Origin of the sequence: Sphingopyxis selenitireducens (genome assembly GCF_051550705.1) — a bacterium.
Classification (GTDB): Bacteria; Pseudomonadota; Alphaproteobacteria; order Sphingomonadales; family Sphingomonadaceae; genus Sphingopyxis.
In genome coordinates this window covers 138,097-157,691 of record NZ_JBPULG010000006.1, presented here as the reverse complement: position 1 = coordinate 157,691, position 19,595 = coordinate 138,097, and the positions used below count along the sequence as shown (strand labels likewise).

General features: G+C 61.0%; 16 protein-coding genes. 8 read left to right on the top strand and 8 right to left on the bottom strand.

Annotated features, from left to right (window positions below; genetic code table 11):
* Position 1: 1 nt before the first annotated feature.
* The 4 genes from ACSYDV_RS19335 (at position 2) to ACSYDV_RS19320 (ending at position 2,900) form a co-directional block, all read left to right on the top strand.
* Complete coding sequence (locus ACSYDV_RS19335; protein ID WP_438325569.1) at positions 2–943, top strand: carbohydrate kinase family protein; 942 nt, start codon at positions 2–4, stop codon at positions 941–943.
* The gene (locus ACSYDV_RS19330) at positions 943–1,593 is read left to right on the top strand and encodes a class II aldolase/adducin family protein (protein WP_438325566.1); all 651 of its coding nucleotides are present in this window, start codon (positions 943–945) and stop codon (positions 1,591–1,593) included. The genes ACSYDV_RS19335 and ACSYDV_RS19330 overlap by 1 nt, the downstream gene beginning before the upstream one ends.
* 507 nt (positions 1,594–2,100) lie before the next feature.
* Positions 2,101–2,595 carry a hemerythrin domain-containing protein gene (locus tag ACSYDV_RS19325; RefSeq protein WP_438325564.1) on the top strand — a complete coding sequence of 165 codons (495 nt, stop codon included), beginning with the start codon at positions 2,101–2,103 and terminating at the stop codon, positions 2,593–2,595.
* Positions 2,596–2,729: 134 nt separating this feature from the next.
* Complete coding sequence (locus tag ACSYDV_RS19320; RefSeq protein ID WP_438325563.1) at positions 2,730–2,900, top strand: DUF1328 domain-containing protein; 171 nt, start codon at positions 2,730–2,732, stop codon at positions 2,898–2,900.
* A 93-nt stretch (positions 2,901–2,993) separates the two neighbouring features.
* Here ACSYDV_RS19320 and ACSYDV_RS19315 read toward each other — a convergent pair whose 3' ends face one another.
* Both ACSYDV_RS19315 and ACSYDV_RS19310 read right to left on the bottom strand, forming a co-directional pair.
* On the bottom strand, positions 2,994–4,253 hold the full coding sequence (locus ACSYDV_RS19315) for an NAD(P)/FAD-dependent oxidoreductase (RefSeq protein WP_438325562.1): 1,260 nt from the start codon (positions 4,251–4,253) through the stop codon (positions 2,994–2,996).
* Positions 4,250–6,400, bottom strand: a complete 2,151-nt coding sequence (locus ACSYDV_RS19310) for a catalase (RefSeq protein WP_438325561.1) — start codon at positions 6,398–6,400, stop codon at positions 4,250–4,252. The genes ACSYDV_RS19315 and ACSYDV_RS19310 overlap by 4 nt, the downstream gene beginning before the upstream one ends.
* Positions 6,401–6,603: 203 nt before the next feature.
* Here ACSYDV_RS19310 and ACSYDV_RS19305 point away from each other — a divergent pair, with 203 nt between their 5' ends.
* The 4 genes from ACSYDV_RS19305 (at position 6,604) to ACSYDV_RS19290 (ending at position 12,598) form a co-directional block, all read left to right on the top strand.
* Positions 6,604–7,185, top strand: coding sequence for an RNA polymerase sigma factor (locus ACSYDV_RS19305; protein WP_438325560.1), 582 nt, complete (start codon positions 6,604–6,606; stop codon positions 7,183–7,185).
* On the top strand, positions 7,178–8,233 hold the full coding sequence (locus ACSYDV_RS19300; RefSeq protein WP_438325559.1) for a FecR family protein: 1,056 nt from the start codon (positions 7,178–7,180) through the stop codon (positions 8,231–8,233). The genes ACSYDV_RS19305 and ACSYDV_RS19300 overlap by 8 nt, the downstream gene beginning before the upstream one ends.
* Positions 8,234–8,574: 341 nt before the next feature.
* Complete coding sequence (locus tag ACSYDV_RS19295; protein WP_438325558.1) at positions 8,575–11,400, top strand: TonB-dependent receptor domain-containing protein; 2,826 nt, start codon at positions 8,575–8,577, stop codon at positions 11,398–11,400.
* Positions 11,401–11,431: 31 nt separating this feature from the next.
* A complete protein-coding gene (locus ACSYDV_RS19290; protein ID WP_438325557.1) occupies positions 11,432–12,598 on the top strand; it encodes an Sb-PDE family phosphodiesterase in 1,167 nt (388 codons plus the stop codon).
* Positions 12,599–12,787: 189 nt separating this feature from the next.
* Here the strand turns inward: ACSYDV_RS19290 and phoA are convergent, their stop codons facing one another.
* The 6 genes from phoA to ACSYDV_RS19260 all read right to left on the bottom strand — a co-directional run bounded on the left by phoA (position 12,788) and on the right by ACSYDV_RS19260 (position 19,531).
* On the bottom strand, positions 12,788–14,194 hold the full coding sequence (gene phoA, locus ACSYDV_RS19285; protein WP_438325556.1) for an alkaline phosphatase: 1,407 nt from the start codon (positions 14,192–14,194) through the stop codon (positions 12,788–12,790).
* Positions 14,195–14,717: 523 nt separating this feature from the next.
* Complete coding sequence (locus ACSYDV_RS19280; protein ID WP_438325554.1) at positions 14,718–15,152, bottom strand: GFA family protein; 435 nt, start codon at positions 15,150–15,152, stop codon at positions 14,718–14,720.
* Positions 15,153–15,162: 10 nt separating this feature from the next.
* Positions 15,163–15,870, bottom strand: a complete 708-nt coding sequence (gene pgl, locus ACSYDV_RS19275) for a 6-phosphogluconolactonase (RefSeq protein WP_438325994.1) — start codon at positions 15,868–15,870, stop codon at positions 15,163–15,165.
* A gap of 314 nt (positions 15,871–16,184) precedes the next feature.
* Positions 16,185–16,607, bottom strand: coding sequence for a VOC family protein (locus ACSYDV_RS19270; protein ID WP_438325552.1), 423 nt, complete (start codon positions 16,605–16,607; stop codon positions 16,185–16,187).
* Positions 16,608–16,987: 380 nt separating this feature from the next.
* The gene (locus tag ACSYDV_RS19265) at positions 16,988–18,328 is read right to left on the bottom strand and encodes a tetratricopeptide repeat protein (protein WP_438325551.1); all 1,341 of its coding nucleotides are present in this window, start codon (positions 18,326–18,328) and stop codon (positions 16,988–16,990) included.
* 135 nt (positions 18,329–18,463) lie between these two features.
* Complete coding sequence (locus ACSYDV_RS19260; protein WP_438325549.1) at positions 18,464–19,531, bottom strand: helix-turn-helix transcriptional regulator; 1,068 nt, start codon at positions 19,529–19,531, stop codon at positions 18,464–18,466.
* Between the last annotated feature and the right edge of the window lie 64 nt (positions 19,532–19,595).

Here is a 19,595-nt window from a genome sequence, read left to right as displayed (position 1 = left end):
GATGCAACTCGACCTGCTCGCCGTCGGGCTCACGACGATCGACATAACGGTCTATCCGGTGGCCTCCTTGCCCGAGGGCGAGGCCGGGCAGATCGTCGAAAAGATCGTCCTGTCCCCCGCCGGCACGGCGGGCGGCACCGCGCTCGTTGCGCAGAAACTGGGCCTTCGTACGGCCATTGCCTCGGCGGTCGGCGATGACCCGCAGGGGCAGTTGATCCGTTCGATGTTCGATGCTGCAGGGGTCGATACCAGCTTGCTCGCGGTCGATCCCCAATGGCCGACATCGACGACGGTTCTGCCGATCCGCCCCAATGGCGACCGTCCGAACTGGCACATGATGGGGGCAAGCATTTTTGCGCCCGTCACCGACGCGGTGTTTGCCGCGCTAGCCCACACTGCCGCCGTCCACTGGGGCAGTGTGGGCTTTCCGGGCGCCGCCGGAAAGGGCAGCGACTTGCTGCGCGCGGCGCAGGCGCGCGGGGTGTTCACATCATGCGACCTGATCGCGCCCTCCGACGCCGCACAGGCCGATCTCGACACATTGCTGCCGTGCGTCGACCTGTTCATGCCGAGCCTTGCCGAGGTTCGCGCGCTGGCGGGCACCGACGATCCGGTCGAGGGCGCGCATCGGTTCATGGCGCGCGGTGCGGGCGGCTGCCTGATCAAGATGGGCGGCGAGGGGGCCTTGCTCATTCTGCCCGACCGGCAAATCCATGTCGCCGCGCACCGGATCGATCCGGTGGATACAACCAGTTGCGGCGACAGCCTGTGCGCCGGATATATCGCGGGCCGCACGCGCGGTCTCGACCATGCCGAGGCGCTGCGTTTCGGCGTTGCGACCGCCGCGCAGGTCGCGCTGGGCGTTGGCACGCTGGGCAAGCTGGAAAGCTATGATACGACCTTGACGTTCATGCGCGATACGCCGGTGAAGGAAGAGAAGTGATGATCGAAGAGGACGCCCGGCAACAGTTGGTCGACGCGATGCGTGCGCTCGACGCGCGCGGTCTCAATCGCGGGACGTCGGGCAATCTTTCGGTGCGTTTTGCATCGGGCATGTTCGTGACGCCCTCGGGCGTGACCCCGGATCGCCTGACCGCCGATCTGATGGTCTTTGTCGATGGCGACGGGCGCGTTGCCGAAGGATCGGCGCGGCCGTCGAGCGAATGGCGGATGCATATGGGGCTGTATCGGCGCCGGCCCGATGCCAATGCGATCGTGCATTGCCACGCCCGCCATTCGACGATCCTCGCTTGCGCGCACCGCGAAATCCCGCCGCTCCACTACATGGTGGCCGTCAGCGGCGGGGCAAGCGTTCCGGTTGCGCCCTATGCGACATTCGGCAGCGAGGAACTGGCCGAGGGTGTCGTGCAGACGCTCGACGGGCGTTTCGCATGCCTGATGGCCAATCACGGGCTGATCGCGCTGGGCCCCAAGCTCCCCGTTGCGATGGCGATTGCCGAGGAAATCGAGGAACAGGCCGCGGTCTATTGCGGCACGCTTGCGATCGGCGGCCCGAAATTGCTCGATGGGGCAGAGATGGAACGGATTCTCGGGGCCTTCAGGCGATATGGTCAAGGCGATTCCGATGGTTGATCGAAGGCGTACATAGCGTTGAGTGGACGCAGCGGGCCCTGTTTTTTCGGGAGCCGAGTGTGTTTAATATTGCATCGATCGAAGTTGCGGGTTGTCGTGGTGCCGACGGTCATTTTGAACTCCCAATCGATCCAGACGTGAATTTTTTATTGGAAGGAACGGTACGGAGAAAGCCCGTCTAGTGAACCTTTTGAATTCTGCCCTAGCCGGAGACGTCCGAAATTTAATGCAGATTGATTTTCGGTTCATACTCTTTCTCCTGTCTCGATCGGGCGACCGTTCGCGCCCACGCCCGGCCGCAAGCCGCGCCCAACAAGCTTTGGAATGAGCGCGGCCTTTATTTGATGGTCCCCGGTATGGATCGCGGAGCCTCGTCTGACTCTCCCGGTCCTGCTGGAGCCGGCGACAAATTCCATGTTTCGATTTTTTCCGACGCCGCTGTGTCCAGGAAACTTTCGCGCGGGGTCATCGTTTGACAGGTGCGGGTGGGAGCCAATGGAGGACGCCATGAAGCCGACCGATACCGATGCCACCCACATTCTCGCTGCCGATCACCGTGCGGTCGAAAGCCTGTTCGCGAAGTTCGAGAAGGCAAGCAGCGCGGGCGAGAAGGGCAAGATCGCCGACGAGATTTGCACTGAACTCAAAATCCATGCTCAGATCGAGGAAGAAGTCTTCTATCCTGCGCTCAAGGGCAAGATCGACGACGATCTCCTCAAGGAAGCCTATGTCGAGCATGACGGCGCCAAGGTGCTGATCAACGAGATCGTTGCCTCCGGCCCCGAGGACGAGTTTTTCGAGGCGAAGGTCACCGTGCTCTCCGAAGAGATCAAGCATCATGTGAAAGAGGAAGAAAAGCAGCACGACAACATGTTCCAGCAGGCGCGCGCCGCTGACGTCGATCTCGACGCGCTTGGCGAGCGGATGCTGGCTCGCAAGGAAGAACTGAGGGAAGTCGCCCGCACGAATGGCCTGCCGCCAGCCGAATTTGCAACGATGTAAGCCGGCATGTCCGGAACCTTGATTCGCTGACGGCGTTATTCGTTTATCAAGACTAGTTGAAATGGCGGCGCGGTCCGCTGCTCCGGCATGCGTGCCGGAGCGTGGATGGTCGCGCCTCTGCAAGGGAGATTATCATGTTTCGTTGGGCCATTATCTTTGCTGTCATCGCGCTGGTTGCGGCGCTGCTCGGTTTCGGGGGCATCGCCGGCCTCTCGGCCGAATTCGCCAAGATCCTTTTGATCATTGCTGCCGTGCTGTTCGTCGCTGCGCTTATCTTCGGTCGCGGGCGCCGGACGCTTCCTTAATCTCTCGGCGCCCCCTCGCGCCCCTTTGCATGCCGGCGGCTTTCCCGGGCTGCCGGCATGCCCTTCTAACAAAGGCTGGATTGCCGGCTGGCCTCAGAATTTCCGGTAGAAGCTGACGAGATCGGCGTCGGCATCGCCAGTACCCATGATCTGTCCTCGCAGCATCTGCGCAGCCATCATCGCGAAGGTGATCCCATTGCCACCATAACCCATTGCGGCATAGCAATTCGGCATTTTCGGAATGCGACCCACCGTGGGTGAACCGACCGGGCTCGTCCCGAAACTGCCAGCCCAGGCGAAGGCTGGCTCGGCGTCGATACCGGGAAGCAGCGCCGAAAGCTTGCGCGACAATGTGCGGGCTTTCTCGTCGAGCTTCGCGTCGCGCGCGCCGGAGTCGGTAATCTCCTCGTCCTCGCCGCCGCAGATGACCTCGCCCTGCGATGTGGTCCGGATGTACAGATAGGGATCTGCCGCTTCCCAGATCAGCGCCGCCGTGGGCCAGATCGCGCGGGGCTGCGGCCGTGTCGCGATCGACCAGCTCGATATGATCTTGTTGCCCTTGCGCGGGATGCCTTTGAGCATCTCATAACCCGTTGCGAAAATGATGTGCCTTGCTTCGATGCTCGCGCCGTTCTGGCTGTAAAGCCTCACGCTTGCAGGTTGCGGCGCGACTGCGATGACCTCAACCGGCGTGTAGAGCCGGGCGCCACGCGCAATCGCGGCGTTGAGATAGCCCGCCGCCAGTCGGCGCGGGTCGGCGCTATAATTTCCAAAGCCGATGATCGCGTGGCGCCGGCGGATGCCATAACGCTCCTCGACCGCTCGGGGACCGAGGAGTTCGACCTCGAATCCCGCGCGGCGCCGGGCATCGGCTTCGCGGGCCAGACCTTTGGCGTCGAGAATATTGCCGTCGAGATAGATCGAGCCGCGCGTCGCGGCGTCGGCGTCGATGCCAAGCCGCTCGGTTCGTTCGCGCAGCGCATCGACCGCCTGGCGCGAGCGGCGCCAGAGGCGCTCGGCATGGTCGCGCCCGATCCGCTCGGCCATCAGGTGAAGCGGCGTATCGAGTTCATATTGGAGCATCGCCGTTGACGCGGCCGTCGAACCCTCCACGGGGCCGCGGCGATCGACGATCACGACGCTGAGCCCCGCCTCTGTCATCGTCTCGGCGATCAGCGCGCCGGTGATCCCGGCGCCGACGATTGCGATATCCGTCTTGATGTCGCGCGTGAGCGCATGCGTTGGGATGGAAGGGCGCCGATGCGCCGACCAAATGGGTCTGCCCGTCCGCAGGTCTTGTTTCCGGGTGAGTGCGCCGTCGGCCGCTCCCTCCTTCGGCTTGCGGTCGGTCACGACAGGGTACGGACCTTGGGTTCGCGATCCCAATGACGCTGCGTTCCGACCCTCATGAAATCCTTGAGCGGCACCACCCCATCGTCCGTCTCGACCCCAGCTTTGTCGAGGAGCGGCTGGCTGCCCTCGTCATGCGCGATCGTCTTGCAATGGCTGAAGGCGTCCATGAGCCATTGCACCGCAGCGCCTTCGCGGGTGAGCTTTTCGGATTCATTTTCGGTCAGGATCGAGGCGACCGCATCGAACAGTACCGAGGGCGAACCCGCGAGCTGGCCGTCGGCCTTCAGCGTGCCGTCGCTGACCGGGATGCCGCCGACCTTCGGCGCAACGAGGAAGGCGGTGCCGCGAGCCTTTTCGATCGCCTTCTTGAGCCGATCGATCGCGGCCTTGTCCGAGCCTTCGGAAAAGAGGATGGCGACCTTGCGGCCCTTGATGCCGGGGCGCGGGCGCTTCTGGATCGAGAGCGCGTCCGAGGGCGCCATGTCGGTCGCTGCCTTGGCGGGTTTGATCTTTGCGGGCAGATCGATCGCGAGGCCGTTCGCAACGCGCTTGGCCAGAGCCTCGTCGATATTGCGGAGCTGGCCGACAACGCGCACACGGACATGATCGAGCGTCACCTTGGAGAGCTCGAATACCAGCGCCGAGGCGATATGCGCTTGCTCATTTTCGGTCTGCGAACGGAAGAAGAGACGCGCCTGGCTGAAATGGTCGGCGAAGAGGTCGGCGCGAATGCGCAGCTTCTCGCCCGGATCGTTGCGTTCGGTATTTGCGGGGAAGCTTGTGAAGCCTGTCTCGGGGCAGGCGCGGGGACCTGTATCCTCTCCGGCATCGGCGAGACTGTTCGGCTCGTAATTGGCGCGTCCCTTGGGCACGAGCGTCTGCATCATCCCGTCGCGCTGGAAATTGTGGAACGGGCATTTGGGCGCGTTGACCGGAATCTGGTGAAAGTTGGTAGTGCCGAGCCGCGACTTTTGCGTATCGAGATAGGAGAAGAGCCGGCCCTGTAGCAGCGGGTCGTTGGTGAAATCGATACCTGGAATGATGTTCGAGGGCAGGAAGGCGACCTGTTCAGTCTCGGCGAAGAAATTGTCGGGATTGCGGTTGAGTGTCATGCGACCGATAATCTCGACCGGCACATCCTCCTCGGGGATCAGCTTGGTCGCATCGAGCACATCATAAGGCTGCTTCTCGGCGAACGCCTCGTCGAACACCTGCACGCCGAGGTCCCATTGCGGAAAGTCGCCGCCGTCGATGGCCTCGAACAAGTCGCGGCGCTGATAGTCGGGGTCGGCGCCCGCGATTTTTACCGCTTCGTCCCAGAGGGTCGACTGGAGGCCGAGTACAGGCTTCCAGTGGAATTTCACGAATTTGGCGCGGCCCTTCGCATTGACGAAACGGAAGGTGTGAACCCCGAAACCTTCGATGGTCCGGAAGCTGCGCGGGATGGCCCTGTCGGACATCGCCCACATGATCATGTGGAAGCTTTCGGGCATCAGGCCGATAAAGTCCCAGAATGTATCGTGGGCGCTTGCCGCCTGCGGATAGCCCCGATCGGCCTCCATCTTTACACTGTGGACGAGGTCCGGAAACTTCATCGCATCCTGGATGAAGAAGACGGGAATATTGTTGCCGACGAGGTCCCAGTTACCGGCGTCGGTGTAGAGTTTTACGGCGAAACCCCGCACGTCGCGCGGCGTGTCCACCGAGCCTGCGCCGCCCGCGACGGTCGAGAAGCGGACGAAGACCGGGCACGTCTTGCCTGTCTCCTGGAAAATGTCGGCTTTGGTGAGTTCGGGGATCGCACGTGTGCATTCGAAGATGCCATGCGCGCCCGAACCGCGCGCGTGGACGATGCGCTCGGGAATCCGCTCGTGGTCGAAGTGGAAGATTTTCTCGCGAAGGACGAAATCCTCGAGCAGCGTCGGACCGCGCTCGCCGGCCTTCAGGCTGTTCTGATTGTCCGAAATACGGTGCCCGAAATTGTCGGTGAGATGCGCGCGTCCGTCGCGATGATCGTCGCCGTCGATATGCTGTTGAAGCTCGCCGGCATTGCCTTTGTCGCTCTTGACCGCAGTCTTGCCGGTGCCGGGCTGGTGTATGTCGAGGCTATTGTCGAGGGCTGGCGAGGAGTTGGGCTTCTTCGGCATGGGGAGGCTCCTTCGATCGGTCTTCCTCCCAACGCTTGTGCACGACGGCAGTTTCATTGCTGACATTGGAAAGATCGAAAGCGGTTGACCGTAACCGAGCGGCCGAGCCTCGAAATCATGTCACCATTATGTCACGGCAGGCGTCTTAGGAGCGGCCGCACTGGGTTCACTCGAACCGCAGGCAGATCCAAAAGGGGGCTAGCGTGCTGCATCGGGCGGGCGATGAGCAGGAGAATATTGCGGCCTGGATCGCCAGGGAAATCATTCCCCATGAGGCGGCCGTGCAAGGATGGCTCTTGCGGCGATGGGGGCATCTCGTTGATGTGGAGGATGTGATTCAGGATGCCTATTGCCGCATCTCCAATCTGGCGTCAGTCAATCATATCGATAACCCGAAAGCCTATTTTTTCCGCACGGCGCATACGGTGCTGACGGACAGGATGCGCCGTGCCGGAATAGTTATTTTCACATCCATGACCCAAATGGATCTGTCGAACGTCATGGATAGCGAACCTGCGGCCGATCGGCGACTGGAGGGCGTTCAGGAAATGGAGCGAGTGAACAAATTGCTTGCTCAACTGTCGGATACCCACCGGAAAGCGATCGAACTTCGGCGCATTGAGGGACTTTCGCGAAAGGAAGCTGCCGAACGTTTGGGCATCAGTGCAGATGCGCTGAAAAAGCAGGTCGAGCGAGGCATCCATCGGGTCATCGAGGCGATGATGGAACAAGACGCGCGGATAGAGGATGCGGTACTGGAACGGATGATCAGTCAACGTGACTAGCAAGGATGCTCTCGCCAGCAGTATCAACGACGAGGCTATCCATTGGGCCGTGGAAACGGCCTATGGGGACATGATCCCGGAAAGCCGTGCTGAACTGGATGCCTGGCTTGCGGCCGATACGCGGCATCGCGGCGCTTATGTGCGTGCGTGCGCGTGGATGCGCGCTACCGAAGATGCCGTTGTCGAGGCCTGCTCGCGGGCCGTCGGAGACGCGGATATTGCCGTCAGCACGCCCGATCTTTCGGTGGCGCCTGCCGCTGCCTCTATGGTCATGCAGGACGAGACGGTCGGTCCATTGCGTGGAGGCCTTGTCCGCTGGACGGGGCGAGCGGCGGCAACCGGCGCGGCTCTTGCCGCAAGCGTTGCTTTGATGGTTGCAGCCGGATGGCCTTTGATGTCCCCGTCCGAGCCGGTCGGGACGTTAGCCCCGGCGAAGGTCGTGCGACTTCAAGATGGCTCGATCGCGACGCTGGGACAGGACGCAAGGATCGAGGTGGCCATGTCATCCGACTACCGCCGGATTACGCTGGTAAGCGGAATGGCCACCTTCAAGGTTGCGCCGGACAAGGCTCGTCCGTTCGTGGTGCGATCGGGAGAGGTGTATGCGCAGGCCACCGGCACCGTCTACTCCGTAAGTCGGGCAGGACGCTCCGGCGGAATGATAAGGGTCACTGAGGGTAGTGTGCTGATATGGCCCCGCGACGAGCGCGACCAGGCGGTCCATCTGCATGCGGGCGGTTCTCTCACCCTCGATCCGGGCACCGCTCCGCCGCTCGAGCCGAAATCGCCGACTGCTAGGCCAAACCGGCTGCCGCCGCCGGAACTTGCACAAATTTCGCTAGATAATGTGACTGTCAAGTCGGCCGTCGCACGCTTTAATCGCATCAATTCCACCAAGATCGTCATTGGCGACGAAGCGATCAACAACATGACGATTATCGGCCTCTATCGGGCCGACGATCCAGACCGGTTCGCTCAGGCCGTTGCTGCCGTGTCGGGTGCGGACGTCGAATATGGGAATGGAGAGATTGTAGTAAAAATGAAATAAAACAATAATTTAGTTTCAGAGACCCAATGTGGAATTTCCCTCGTCATAGGTTTGAGGTCATCAAACAGAGGGAATATCTGATGCATTCTTCTTTTATGCGTTCCGCCGCTTCCGCGGCCGTGGTCGCGACGGCGTTGATGCTGCCAACGGAAGTCCACGCCCAAATTCGCAAGTTTGACGTTCCTGCTCAATCCGCTTCGAGTGGAGTTCGTGAATTTGCCCGGCAAGCCGGCATTTCCATTACCCTCTCCGGCCCAGCCGGCGAGGGACGGACGACCAACTCCGTTCAAGGCGATCTCGATGTTCGCCAGGCGCTCGACAAGCTTCTTGCTGACACAGGTTTGAAAGTCCGATCCTTCGATGGAAAGGCCGCGATCCTTGTCGAGGGGGCGGTTGAAGAAGCAGCTGCCGCAAATGACGGGATCATCGTGACCGGAACGCGCATCGCGCGTCCCGAACTGGAATCGGCGATGCCGGTCGGCGTCGTCAGCCTGGAGCAGGCCGAACGGGCTGGTCGTTTCACGGCTTACGACGCCCTGCAGCTCAATCCAGCGGTCGCTCCCGGCGTTGGCATGAACAATTCGGTCAGCAACCAGAATGCGGGGGCCTTCTTCGTCGACCTGCGCGGGTTGGGTACGGAACGCAGCCTGACGCTGGTGGATAGTATGCGGCGCGTGTCGGCATCCAATGGCAGTTCTGCGGTCGATATCGGCATGATCCCGAGCGTTCTCATCGATCGCGTCGAAGTCGTTACCGGCGGCGCTGCCGCCGTCTATGGTGCAGACGCGGTTACCGGCGTCACCAATGTGATTACCAAGAACTCACTGAACGGACTGCATCTCGCCTTCAATCAGGGCATCAGCCAATATGGGGACGGTCCCCAGACCCGCGTCTCCCTAGCGACCGGCGGAAAATTCGCTGAAGATCGCGGGTCTTTCATTATCGGCGGAACCTACACGAAGGTCGGCGAAATTCTGTCAACGGATCGCTCGTTTTCGAGAAATCTTTCGCAGATCTGGGCGAACCCGGCGAACACGGGGCCGAACGACGGCATTCCCGATCTCATTATGTATCGCGATCAACGCAGCCAGGCTGTGGGTTTTGATCCCAGCTATCTTCTGAACGGCAAGCGCTACTCGTTCAACGACAGCGGCCCGGTTGCGTTCAAGGCCGGTACCGTCATCGTACCGGAATCCATGTTCGATGGCGGCGATGGTGCCAATTTCTATAACCGCCAGCGCTTGCAGGGCGATTACGAGTCCTATTCGGCAATTGCCAAGGTCGGATACAAGCTCAGCGACACGATCGAATGGCATGGGCGTATCGATTATGGTCGTTCGCTTTACGACGCCACCTATATCAACCTCTATCGTCAGGACATGCGAGCCAATCAGGCGGGCGGCCGGGGCGGCGACAGGGCCTATCTCGACAACCCCTATCTGCCCGGCTTTCTGCGCACGATCATGATCGACAATGGACTGAGCGAGCTGGCCATCGAACGCAGCTATGGAAATTTTCCGCTCATCCAGGCGAAGCATGACCGTGATACCTTCACCATCAGTTCGGGGCTTTCGGGCGCGCTCGGCAGGCTGAAGTGGGACGCCTTCTGGCAATATGGCCGCGCCACGGACGACATCACCTACGTCGGGATTCCGCAGGTGTCGCGTTATGCTGCGGCGCGGGACGCGATCGCCGATCCGCTGACCGGGGACCCGATCTGCCGGGATGCGGCCGCGCGCGCGCAAGGCTGCATTCCCTTCAGTATCTTCAGCCAGCAGCCCTTGAACGAAGCTCAGCATAACTGGTTGTTCGGCCACGAGCCTGTCACCAAGCGGACCAACACCCAGAACATCTTTGGCGCCAACATCTCCGGTGACATTTTCGATCTGCCCTATGGCCCGCTCGTCATTGTGGCCGGTGCCGAACATCGCCGGGAAACCATTGCGATGCGCGGCGATGGGCTGGCGCAGCAAGGCGATTTCACGCATTCGCCCCTTGGCATCGATGCCTTCCAGGCGCCGATCGATGCTTCGCAAAGCGTATCGGAAGTCTATGCGGAAGCGGTCGTCCCTGTCCTGAGCGACCTGCCTTTTGCCCATCGCCTGGAAATCGAAGCCGCCTATCGCTATTCCGACTATAGCACAGGGGTCAGCACCAGCACTTGGAAGGTTGGCGGGTCATGGGAACCGGTCGCAGGCATCGCCTTGCGTGGGGTTCGTTCGCGCAGCGTGCGCGCGCCCAATTTCGGCGAACTCTATGCGCCGCAACGGTTTGTCGCCAGCGGACAGCCGATCGATCCCTGCAGTTCCATCGGCAACTATAATGCCTCGCCGACCCGCGCCGCCAATTGCACCGCGCTCGGCATCACCAGCCCGATCCCCGCTTATGCGGATGGGCCTGTCGTCTCCAGTGGAGGGAATCCGGACCTCGCGCCAGAGACGTCCAACAGCCTGACCCTCGGCGTGATCTTGCGACCAAAATTCCTGCCGGGTTTTGATTTGACGGCCGACTATTGGGACATTGGTATCGACGGTGTGATCGCATCGTTCAGCGCGGGGACCCTCTACAATCTGTGCGTCGATCTGCCGAGCATCGACAATCCTTTTTGCGCCGCGCAAACGCGCGACCCCGTCACGCACAAGCTCGTGTCGGTGAATACGTTCCTCATCAATGCGCAGAAGCTCAATGCCAGAGGATTTGATTTCGGCGTGAATTACCGGGCGCAGCTTGGCGATGGCCGCTTGCATGCGGGGTTCATGGGATCGCTCATGACGAAGCGCCTGTTCGAGACGACGCCGGGACAGCCGGCGGGCGATGTCAACACACTGGGTAACTCGGTCACGCCGCGGTTCAAGGGAACGCTGTTTCTGAACTATAATATCGACAACATGTCGGTTGCGGTCACCAACCGCTTCGTCAGCGCCGGCAAGATCGATCTGACCGATATTGAAGAGCAGCTCGAGGGCAACAGGATCGCGCCATACCTTTATACCGACCTGTCGATCGGGGTGGACATCGCCGATCGGTACCGAATCCTGTTCGGTGTGAACAATCTCCTGAACACCGGCGCACCGCAGATCCCCAGCGCCAGCGGCGGCTGGAACGTCGGCGGATATTATGACGTCACGGGCCGCTATTTTTACACCACGATCAAGGTCAGCCTGTGATCGCCCGGCACTATTGAAGGAAATCTTCGACATGCATTTCAAGAAAAAGCTCGCAGGCATGCTTTTCGCTGGCTGCGCATTTCTCGGGCTCGCCAGCGTAAGTCACGCACAAGAGCCAAAGGAAATCGACTTTCCCGTAACGCCGGATGGACAGCAAGTGCTGGCTGTCGACACGCACACACATTCGCTGTTCAGCGACGGCGCCGTGTGGCCGAATGTGCGGGTATCCGAAGCCGTGAGCAGCGGCCTCGATATGCTCGCGATCACCGAACACATCGACTATCAGCCCAAGTTCAAGGATCTGCCCAACCTTGACCGGAACCGCGCTTTCGTCGTGGCGCGCGATGCGGCAACCGGCGGGTCTTCGGGACTACTGGTGGTGAACGGTGTCGAAATCGCTCAGCCGGATGCATCGCTTGGAACCTTCAGCGGTCATTTTAACGCCATCTTCCTGAACGATGCCAACAAGCTACTGCTCCCCACGCCCAAGAATCAGCCGCCGCGGGTCGATTGGCGCAAGGCGATACGCGCGGCGAAGGAGCAGGGGGCGATCATGATCTGGAACCATAGCTGGTGGGATCAAGGACAGACGAAACCGCAGCCCTTTCATCGCGAACTGATGCAAGAGAAACTGATCGACGGGTTGGAAGTGGCGAACGCGGCGCAATATTCACCAAGCGCCTTCCAGTTCGCGCTCGATCATGATCTTGCCATCGTCGGCGGCTCGGATCTTCACAGCACCATGCAAAGCTTCTTCGAATATTCGGGCATCGAGCAGCGCACTTCAACGCTGGTTCTGGCGGATGATAAGAGCGAAGCGGCAATCAAGAAGGGCTTTCAAGCCCGTCGGACCGTGGCGCTTTACAATCACACGCTGATTGGCCGCGAGCGCGATGTACGGTCGATCGTCGAAGGGGCGTTAACGATTGAGGTCCGAAGTGTTGCGCATCCCGGCGACCCATTCGGCTTTGGCAAGCTCGCTATCCGTAACGCGGCGTCATCTCCTTTCACGCTGCGACGTGTCGGGGCGGATATGATTATGGACGCCGGGCCCATGGTCACCGTGCCGGCACGAGGGGAGATTGTCCTGACGTTCAAGAGCGGTGCCGAGGGCCAATCAGCTTCCATGGATTTCGATGTGCTCAATGCCCAGATCGCGCCCCACACACCGCTGCGGATGACGCTGAGATCGAAATGATGCCCGCACCCGCTATCATGACCGGAAAAATGACAGTCGCGTGATTATTGCGAGCGAAGCGACAGGCTTCGCTCGCAATTCTTTTGGGATCAAGGCCATAGCGGAGACTCTTCGAAGCTCTGAAAGCAGAGATTTCGATCGACCGGGCATTTCCAACCCCGACCCGAAGCCCGACGATTTGGGCGCGCCCTAATCCAGCTTCAGTGCATCGCGGATGATATAGTGGAGGTCGGTCTGGTCCAGCAGACCGGCGACATTGATGGCACGCGGCCCATAAGCCGCGATGCGTAGTTGTGTGCCGGTGTGGCCTTGGGACCCCTCTTCAGCGGTGCCGTAGCTGACGGTCATGATCGCGTCGTCCTTCGTGCGAAGCGATGCGGTCAGGCCGGGCGCCTTGGTGTCGTTGCTGACGATCTGACTTGTGTGGGCGTGATCGGCGGTGACGATGACGAGCGTGTGTCCGTCGGCTTTCGCAAATTCGAGTGCAGCCTGTACGGCTTCGTCCAGATCGACCGTTTCGCCGATTTGTCCGCATGGGTTGGCCGCATGATTCTGCTTGTCGATCGATGCGCCTTCGACCTGAAGGAAAAAGCCCTTGGTGTTGTCTTTCAGCAGCGCGATAGCCTTGCGTGTCATCGCCGCGAGCGTCGGAATTGTTGCTGTGCGTTCGGGATTTGCCTCGCAGGTCACCGGAGGCTGCTCGATATTCCCGTGATGACTGGCGCGCGGGCCGATCCAGCGGACGGGCATATTGCCGTCTGCGAACAGGCCCAACAGCGGCTGACGGTCGTTCGCGCGCGCGATGGTATCAAGATCTGCGGTGGTCCGGATGACATGATAACCGCGCGCCTTTGCCTGTTCCAACAAAGTGCGGCCCTTCCATTCACCCGCCAAGGCTGTCTCCGAAAAGCTTGCGGACCCGCCGCCCAGCGTCACGTCGGCGCGCGTGCCGAGCAACTGCTCCGTAATCGAACCGGCGCCGCCATTCTCAAGCGCATTTTCAGGGCAGGTCCGGGACGTTGCGACTGGGCCGAAGCAGCCCCGCAGGCTGACGTGAGCCATTTGCGCCGCGGGCGTCGCATCCTGAATCGCGGCCGTCGATACATTGCCGGTGGCGAGGCCTGCGGTCTTGGCGAGTTCGATCAGCGTGCGGTGGGGCTTGCCCGCAATATCGACGCCGATCGCGCCATTATAGCTTTTGACCCCCGATGCCCAAGCTGTGGCGGAAGCCGCTGAATCGGTCACATAGTCGGGCTTCCCCGTTGTCCTGTCGAGGGCATAATGGGTGTATTGCCCCGTGAAGGGCAACGCATCGATACCCTTGAAATAACCGCCCGCGCCTTCCGCATAGTTACGTGCGATAGTGATTTCGGAGTCGCCCATGCCGTCGCCGATCAGCAGGATGACATTGCGGACTTCGCTCTGTTCCATCAGTTTTCGATAGGTCTCGCTCATGTCGCCTGTCAGGCGGCGGGCGCCGCCTGCATCGCGAAGATCGCCGTTTGCAGCCCGCGGGGTTTCGATCGGAGAATCCTCCGCATGGCTGGCAGGAGCCTGAGCGACGAGGAGAGCAGCTAAAGCGAGGCGTGAAATCATGGGAAGGGCCCTGAACTTTCGATGGTTTAAGCGTTGAAGGCTGACGCCTGTGTATTGATCAACCGCAGTTGCGGTGGATGTGAACACCAGCCTTGACCTGCTACTTTCGGCGGGTCTCGCATGATCCAGGCATGTTACTGACCTGTGACATAGCGAACGAGCCTGCCAATGAGCGCGAGGGCTCCTTCTTCCCGTGTCTTTCAAGATTGTAGACGCAGATCGGACCGTTTCCTTTCGGCCAAATTTCTCTGAAATTCGCTGGATGTCCTGATCCAGGTTGGCGGTGACCGGCCGTGGTTGAATGGCTGAAGGGACTATTTAACCGGCAGAAAAAAAAAGACGCCCGCCCGAATTATCCGAGCGGGCGTCAGATGAAGATCTCTGTTTTCCTCAAAGGAAGAGCTCTCTTGGGTCGCACAGCGCGGATAGCTGCACGGCTCAATTGATAATTGTACGGCAGCGCCAAAAGATTGCTGTTTTTGGCAGCAGATGACGATCTCCCCGAACCGCGCGGGGGAGTGTCTCAGAACCAGAAATCACGGACACATCGTCCATCGGATGGGAGATCGTCGAACGTGTCCAGCCCATCGAAACGATCGATCTCGAGCTCAGCAACCTGCTCCGGACACGCGAGACGAACATTCACGGCGACCCGCCTGCGGCCATCGTCTTCCTGGCGCATTCCCCGCCATGCCAGTACGCCAGCACATGACGGACAGAACAGGATCTCGAGTGCGGGATCTTTTGTTCCTGCCCGCGTATAGGACTTGAACTCACCCTCGATCATGATGCGGCCGGGCAGGTAGTCATAGGCCCACAAGGCGCCATATCGCCGGCATAATGTGCAGTTGCAGATGGTGATCGAGCCGGGGTCGCCCTCGAGCGTCCAGCGAGCCTCACCGCAATGGCATGATCCCTCGAGCGAGCCCGTAGATTTTGTGGATGCGGCGATGCTCACTTGGCGAACCTCATGGTGCCCAATGGATATCGACGGGGAGCTCGGTTGCCGCCAGCGCGAGCCCGATCGGATAGGGCGAGGACTTGCCCTGCTTGATAGCCGTCTCGATCACGGAGCGCTTCTCATCGCCTCGTACAGCTACCATCAACGCGCGTGCTGCCGTAATCGCCGCGAGACTGAGCGTGACGCGCGGGACCGGAGCATCTTTCGGCATGGGATCCGGCATCACGCCAAGGGCCCGGCGCTCCTTTGGACCGTTCACGGACTCCTCGAAATCGGGCCCAGGAAAGATAGAGGCGGCGTGCCCGTCAGCGCCGACGCCCAAAAGGCAAAGATCGAGCGGCCAGTGAAGATCCTGCATCAGCGCGTCCGCAGACCGTCCGGCCGCCTTATAGTCCGCGGTGGCATGCGGAACGATCGGGATGACACGAGCGCCTTTCGGGAGAAAATATCTGGCAAGCGCGGTAACGTTGCTCAGCGGATCGCCCAGCGGCACGATGCGTTCATCGCTAGGCACGATCGTAACCCGCTTCCATTCGAGCCGTGTCGATGAAAGCCTTTCGTAAATTGCGATCGGTGTCGTTCCGCCGGCTAGAGCGATCACCGCAGTGCCCCGCGCTTCGATCGCGCTTTCGATGATAAAGCCGATATCCCCCGCGACCGCATCCGCCATCTCGGCAGCGTTGTCATAGTCCCACCATTCGATTTCGTCGCTCACACGCTCTCCATGAATTTCCTGTTGGGGTACATTTTTAGGGCGGATATCTCCGGTTGCAAACCTTACTGATTGGGATGCTCTCTCGCGAGGGTTGAGCCACACGAAGATCGGCCGCCACAGTTGGCGGATTAAGCCGAACAGCATGAATGCAAGCCGCCGCGAACACATCCTGATGGCCGCTGTTATCGATCGTCGCCCCGAAGCTGCAACTTCCGAACCCGCTAGTGCTCGCCGCTGGCTCGACGAAGTAATGTCTGGGGCGAGCGATTTTTGACCGTCTGCTCGCCTGCGAGACAGACGAGCAGTCAGCAAGCTCAATTTGCGAAAGTGACGTGGCCAGCCGCATCAATTGGCCAATGCGGGTTCCACGCTATCTCCCAAGCGTGGTCGTCCGGGTCGGTTACATATCCTCGATACCCGCCATGGGGCGGGGCGTCTGCCGGTTTGATGACACGTCCGCCAGCTTGCACCAGCTTGTCGATCACACTGTGGACTTCCGCTTGATCCGATACATTGTGGGCGAGTGAAAAGGCGCCGGGCGAGGCGAGTTCGGAGCGATTCATGTCCCTTTCGAGGGCCGACTTCTCGAACGTGCCGAGCACAAAGCCGTTCATCTGATAGAAGATGATCTCTTCATTCTCGAAAACGGGCGTCCAGCCAAATCCCTCAACGTAAAACCGGCGGGACCGCGCCAGATCGCTGATTCCAAGCGTGATGACGGAAATTTGGTGTTGCATATCCAAGGCCTTTCATTCGCTGCCCCACAATTGCGACAGCGTTTCAGATCTTGGGACACGACGCCACGGCGAAGGTCAGGGCCCGCTTCTGCGAGGACCGGGCTAACCACACCGATCTCCCCTTTCTCGACAGAAGGTTTTTAGCAACCCCAAGCTGGGACCGCAAGCCAGCCGCGCGATTCCGTCACTATGGAGCGCTACAGTCATCAATAACGTCCGTTCCTTGTGGCTCGCCCTCCAAAAGCTGCCTGTCCGTTTTCGGCCAATTCCGCCGTCGAGCGACCAGTTGGAGTGACGCCTCAATAACGGACCGCGTTAATCAGTGACAGAATCTTGAAGTCGACCTTATGAGATGGAAACCGTCAATCCGATGGTCATCATTAACTGTTGGTCAGCCGGTTCAGGGCGGCTTGGATATGCGTGTCATCGACCCACTGGCCGCGTATCTTTCGGATCAAGCCGGCGTCTCCCCACCGTTCATTGCGCGCTTGGGCTTCGCCAAGAATCGCCAGCAGGCTACTCTTGTTGCGCGTGGACGATGCGACAAATGCCGCCCAGGCACCGGTGCGATTTTCGCCGCTGACCCGATCGTCGAGCGCAAATTGCAGCAGTATTTTTTCTGCCGGGGCCGGCCCGTCGATCAAGGCCTGCGATAGCCTGTCGGCGCGTTTGCGCAGTGTTTCGCTTTGCCGAAGCGCGGCCACGCGGACTTGTCCCTGAACATATCCGGCAAAATCGCCATCGGCCAGGCGGATGATCGCCAGGCAGTCGTGGATGACCGGGAAATCAGGGTGGCGCCGCGCCAAATCGTTGAACGCGGTGATCGCTTCATCGGCGTGTCCGGCCGACCATAAGGCCCATGCCAGGTCAGTCTGAATCGGCACCGATCCCGGCTGCATCATGCGCGCCTGGCGCAGGTGGTGCAGCGCGTCGGTGCTGTCGCCATGGTCGGCGAGGATATTTCCATACCAGAAATGGCCGGTCGCGTCGGCGGGCGTCAGTGCGATCGCCCGGTCGAAATATTTGCGCGCCGCCGGGAAGTCCTGATCCCACCAATAGGCGACGAAGCCGTTGACGCGATATGCGGAGGCGAGCGACGGCGCCAGGCGCATCGCGTCGCGGGCGGCGGCGCGCGCCGCGGGAAAGGCCCGAAGGTCGCTCCGCGTCCCGAATTCGCGGGACAGGATCAGGGCTTCGGCAAGCGCCGCATAACCGGGGCCATATCCGGGGTCGCGCCGTGTGACCTCTTGAAGCAGGTCGATCGCTCCCTCGATCGACGCGGCCTCGCGATCGGCAAGCAGGTCGCGGGCCTTTTGAAAGCGATCGGCGGTAACCGGGTCGCGCGGTAGCACCAGTGCCGCCGCCTCGGCCGAAGAAATGGGGCTCATCCAGGGGCGCGCCGTCCATGCCGCACCGCCGAGAGCCAAGGCGAACAGAGCGACGCTCGCCGCGGCCCACCGGCGGCGTGGCGGGCCAATGTCCTGTGGTATCTCGGGCATATCGCCGTCGCGCTCGACGTTGCGGTCGTCGCTTCCGGCCCAGCGATCGAGTTCGTGACGCAGTGCGTAGACGGTGGCATTTTTGCCGCCGGGGATGCGGTGCACCGGCAGGTCGCGCTCGCGCGCCCATCGGATCGCGGTCGTCCGGTCACGCCCGAAATGGGCGCCGATCGACTTCCAGCCGTCGATCCGGTCGGGCAAAGCCTTGCTGCCCGCCGTCATCGACAGATCGCGCCATATGGAAGCGCGCCAAACGAAATCATGATACCACCCATCCCTTCCTGCGCTGGCGGACGCCAAGGATCGGGCAGGGCTATCATGCACGGTCGGGGCCGGCATCCATCATCTGTTTAGGCGTCAGCGCGCGGCGACGATGAACCGGTGGGCGAACAGGCAGAGGTCGGGGAAACCCGACGTTCCTGTCTTGGCATAGATTTTGTGGAGATGGCTGCGCGCGGTGGCGCGCGCGATGCCCAGCCGCTGCGAAGTTCCGATCATCTCGCCATGTGTCAGCACATCTTCGAGGATCTTTGCCTCACCCGCGGTCAGTCCATGCGCTTCGGTCATCGCGCCATAGGCAAAGCCCCAGCGCCGGTCGACCTCGGTCACGCTGACCGCATGCGCGGCCCCGCGCCCTTCGCTGACATCGCCGTAGCGGTTGCGCGAAAGCGGCTGCGGAGCAAGCAGCAGCCGCAGTTTGCGGTGTCCAAAGCGGAATTCGCGTAGGATCGGCGTGCCGACTTCGGCGGCGCGGGCCAGCGCGCGGGAAAATGCCGACCGGCGCGCCGTCTCAAGCGACGCAAAACCCGTCATCCGTTCAATTTCTGGCCCCAGGTCCAGGATTTGTCCCTCATCGTCGAGCAATACGAGCCCGTCGCGCGCGCCCTGCGCCACCTCGCGATAGGCCGCCATCATGTCGGCCTGACGGATGCGGTGGCTCGACAGGATGACCGCGCGGCGGAGGTGCGGCACCAGCACCCGCATCGCCGCAATATCGGCCTCGGCAAATGGCGCGACATCGCCGGTCCGGAGGATCGCAATCGTTGCGAATATATCGTCGCGCTTGATCAGATTGACGGCGAGATTGTCGACGATGTGCTGCGGCGCGATATATTCGCGGTAGAAACGGCTTTCGCGTACCTCGGCTGATTGCAGCAGTGGATAGGCGGGGCGTGGTTCGCCCTCGGGCGTCTCCATCAACGCCGGGCGCAATATGTCGAGCGGCGCATAGGTTTCAACATAGCTTTTGAGAAAGGCCGGGTCATTGCCATATTCGGCCTGAAAGCCCGAACCATTGATCCCCCTCATCCAGGCGAGAAACCCCGCCTGCGCGCCGAAATAAACGCCGATCTGCCGGAGCAGGTCGGGGAACAACCGCTCATCGGTTGCGGCATCATAGATGGATTCGACTGGAAACACGGCCATTTGACTATGAAGCGTGCCGGACTTCCGCGCAAACTCAAACCCGGCCCCCGCCGCCAGACGGGGG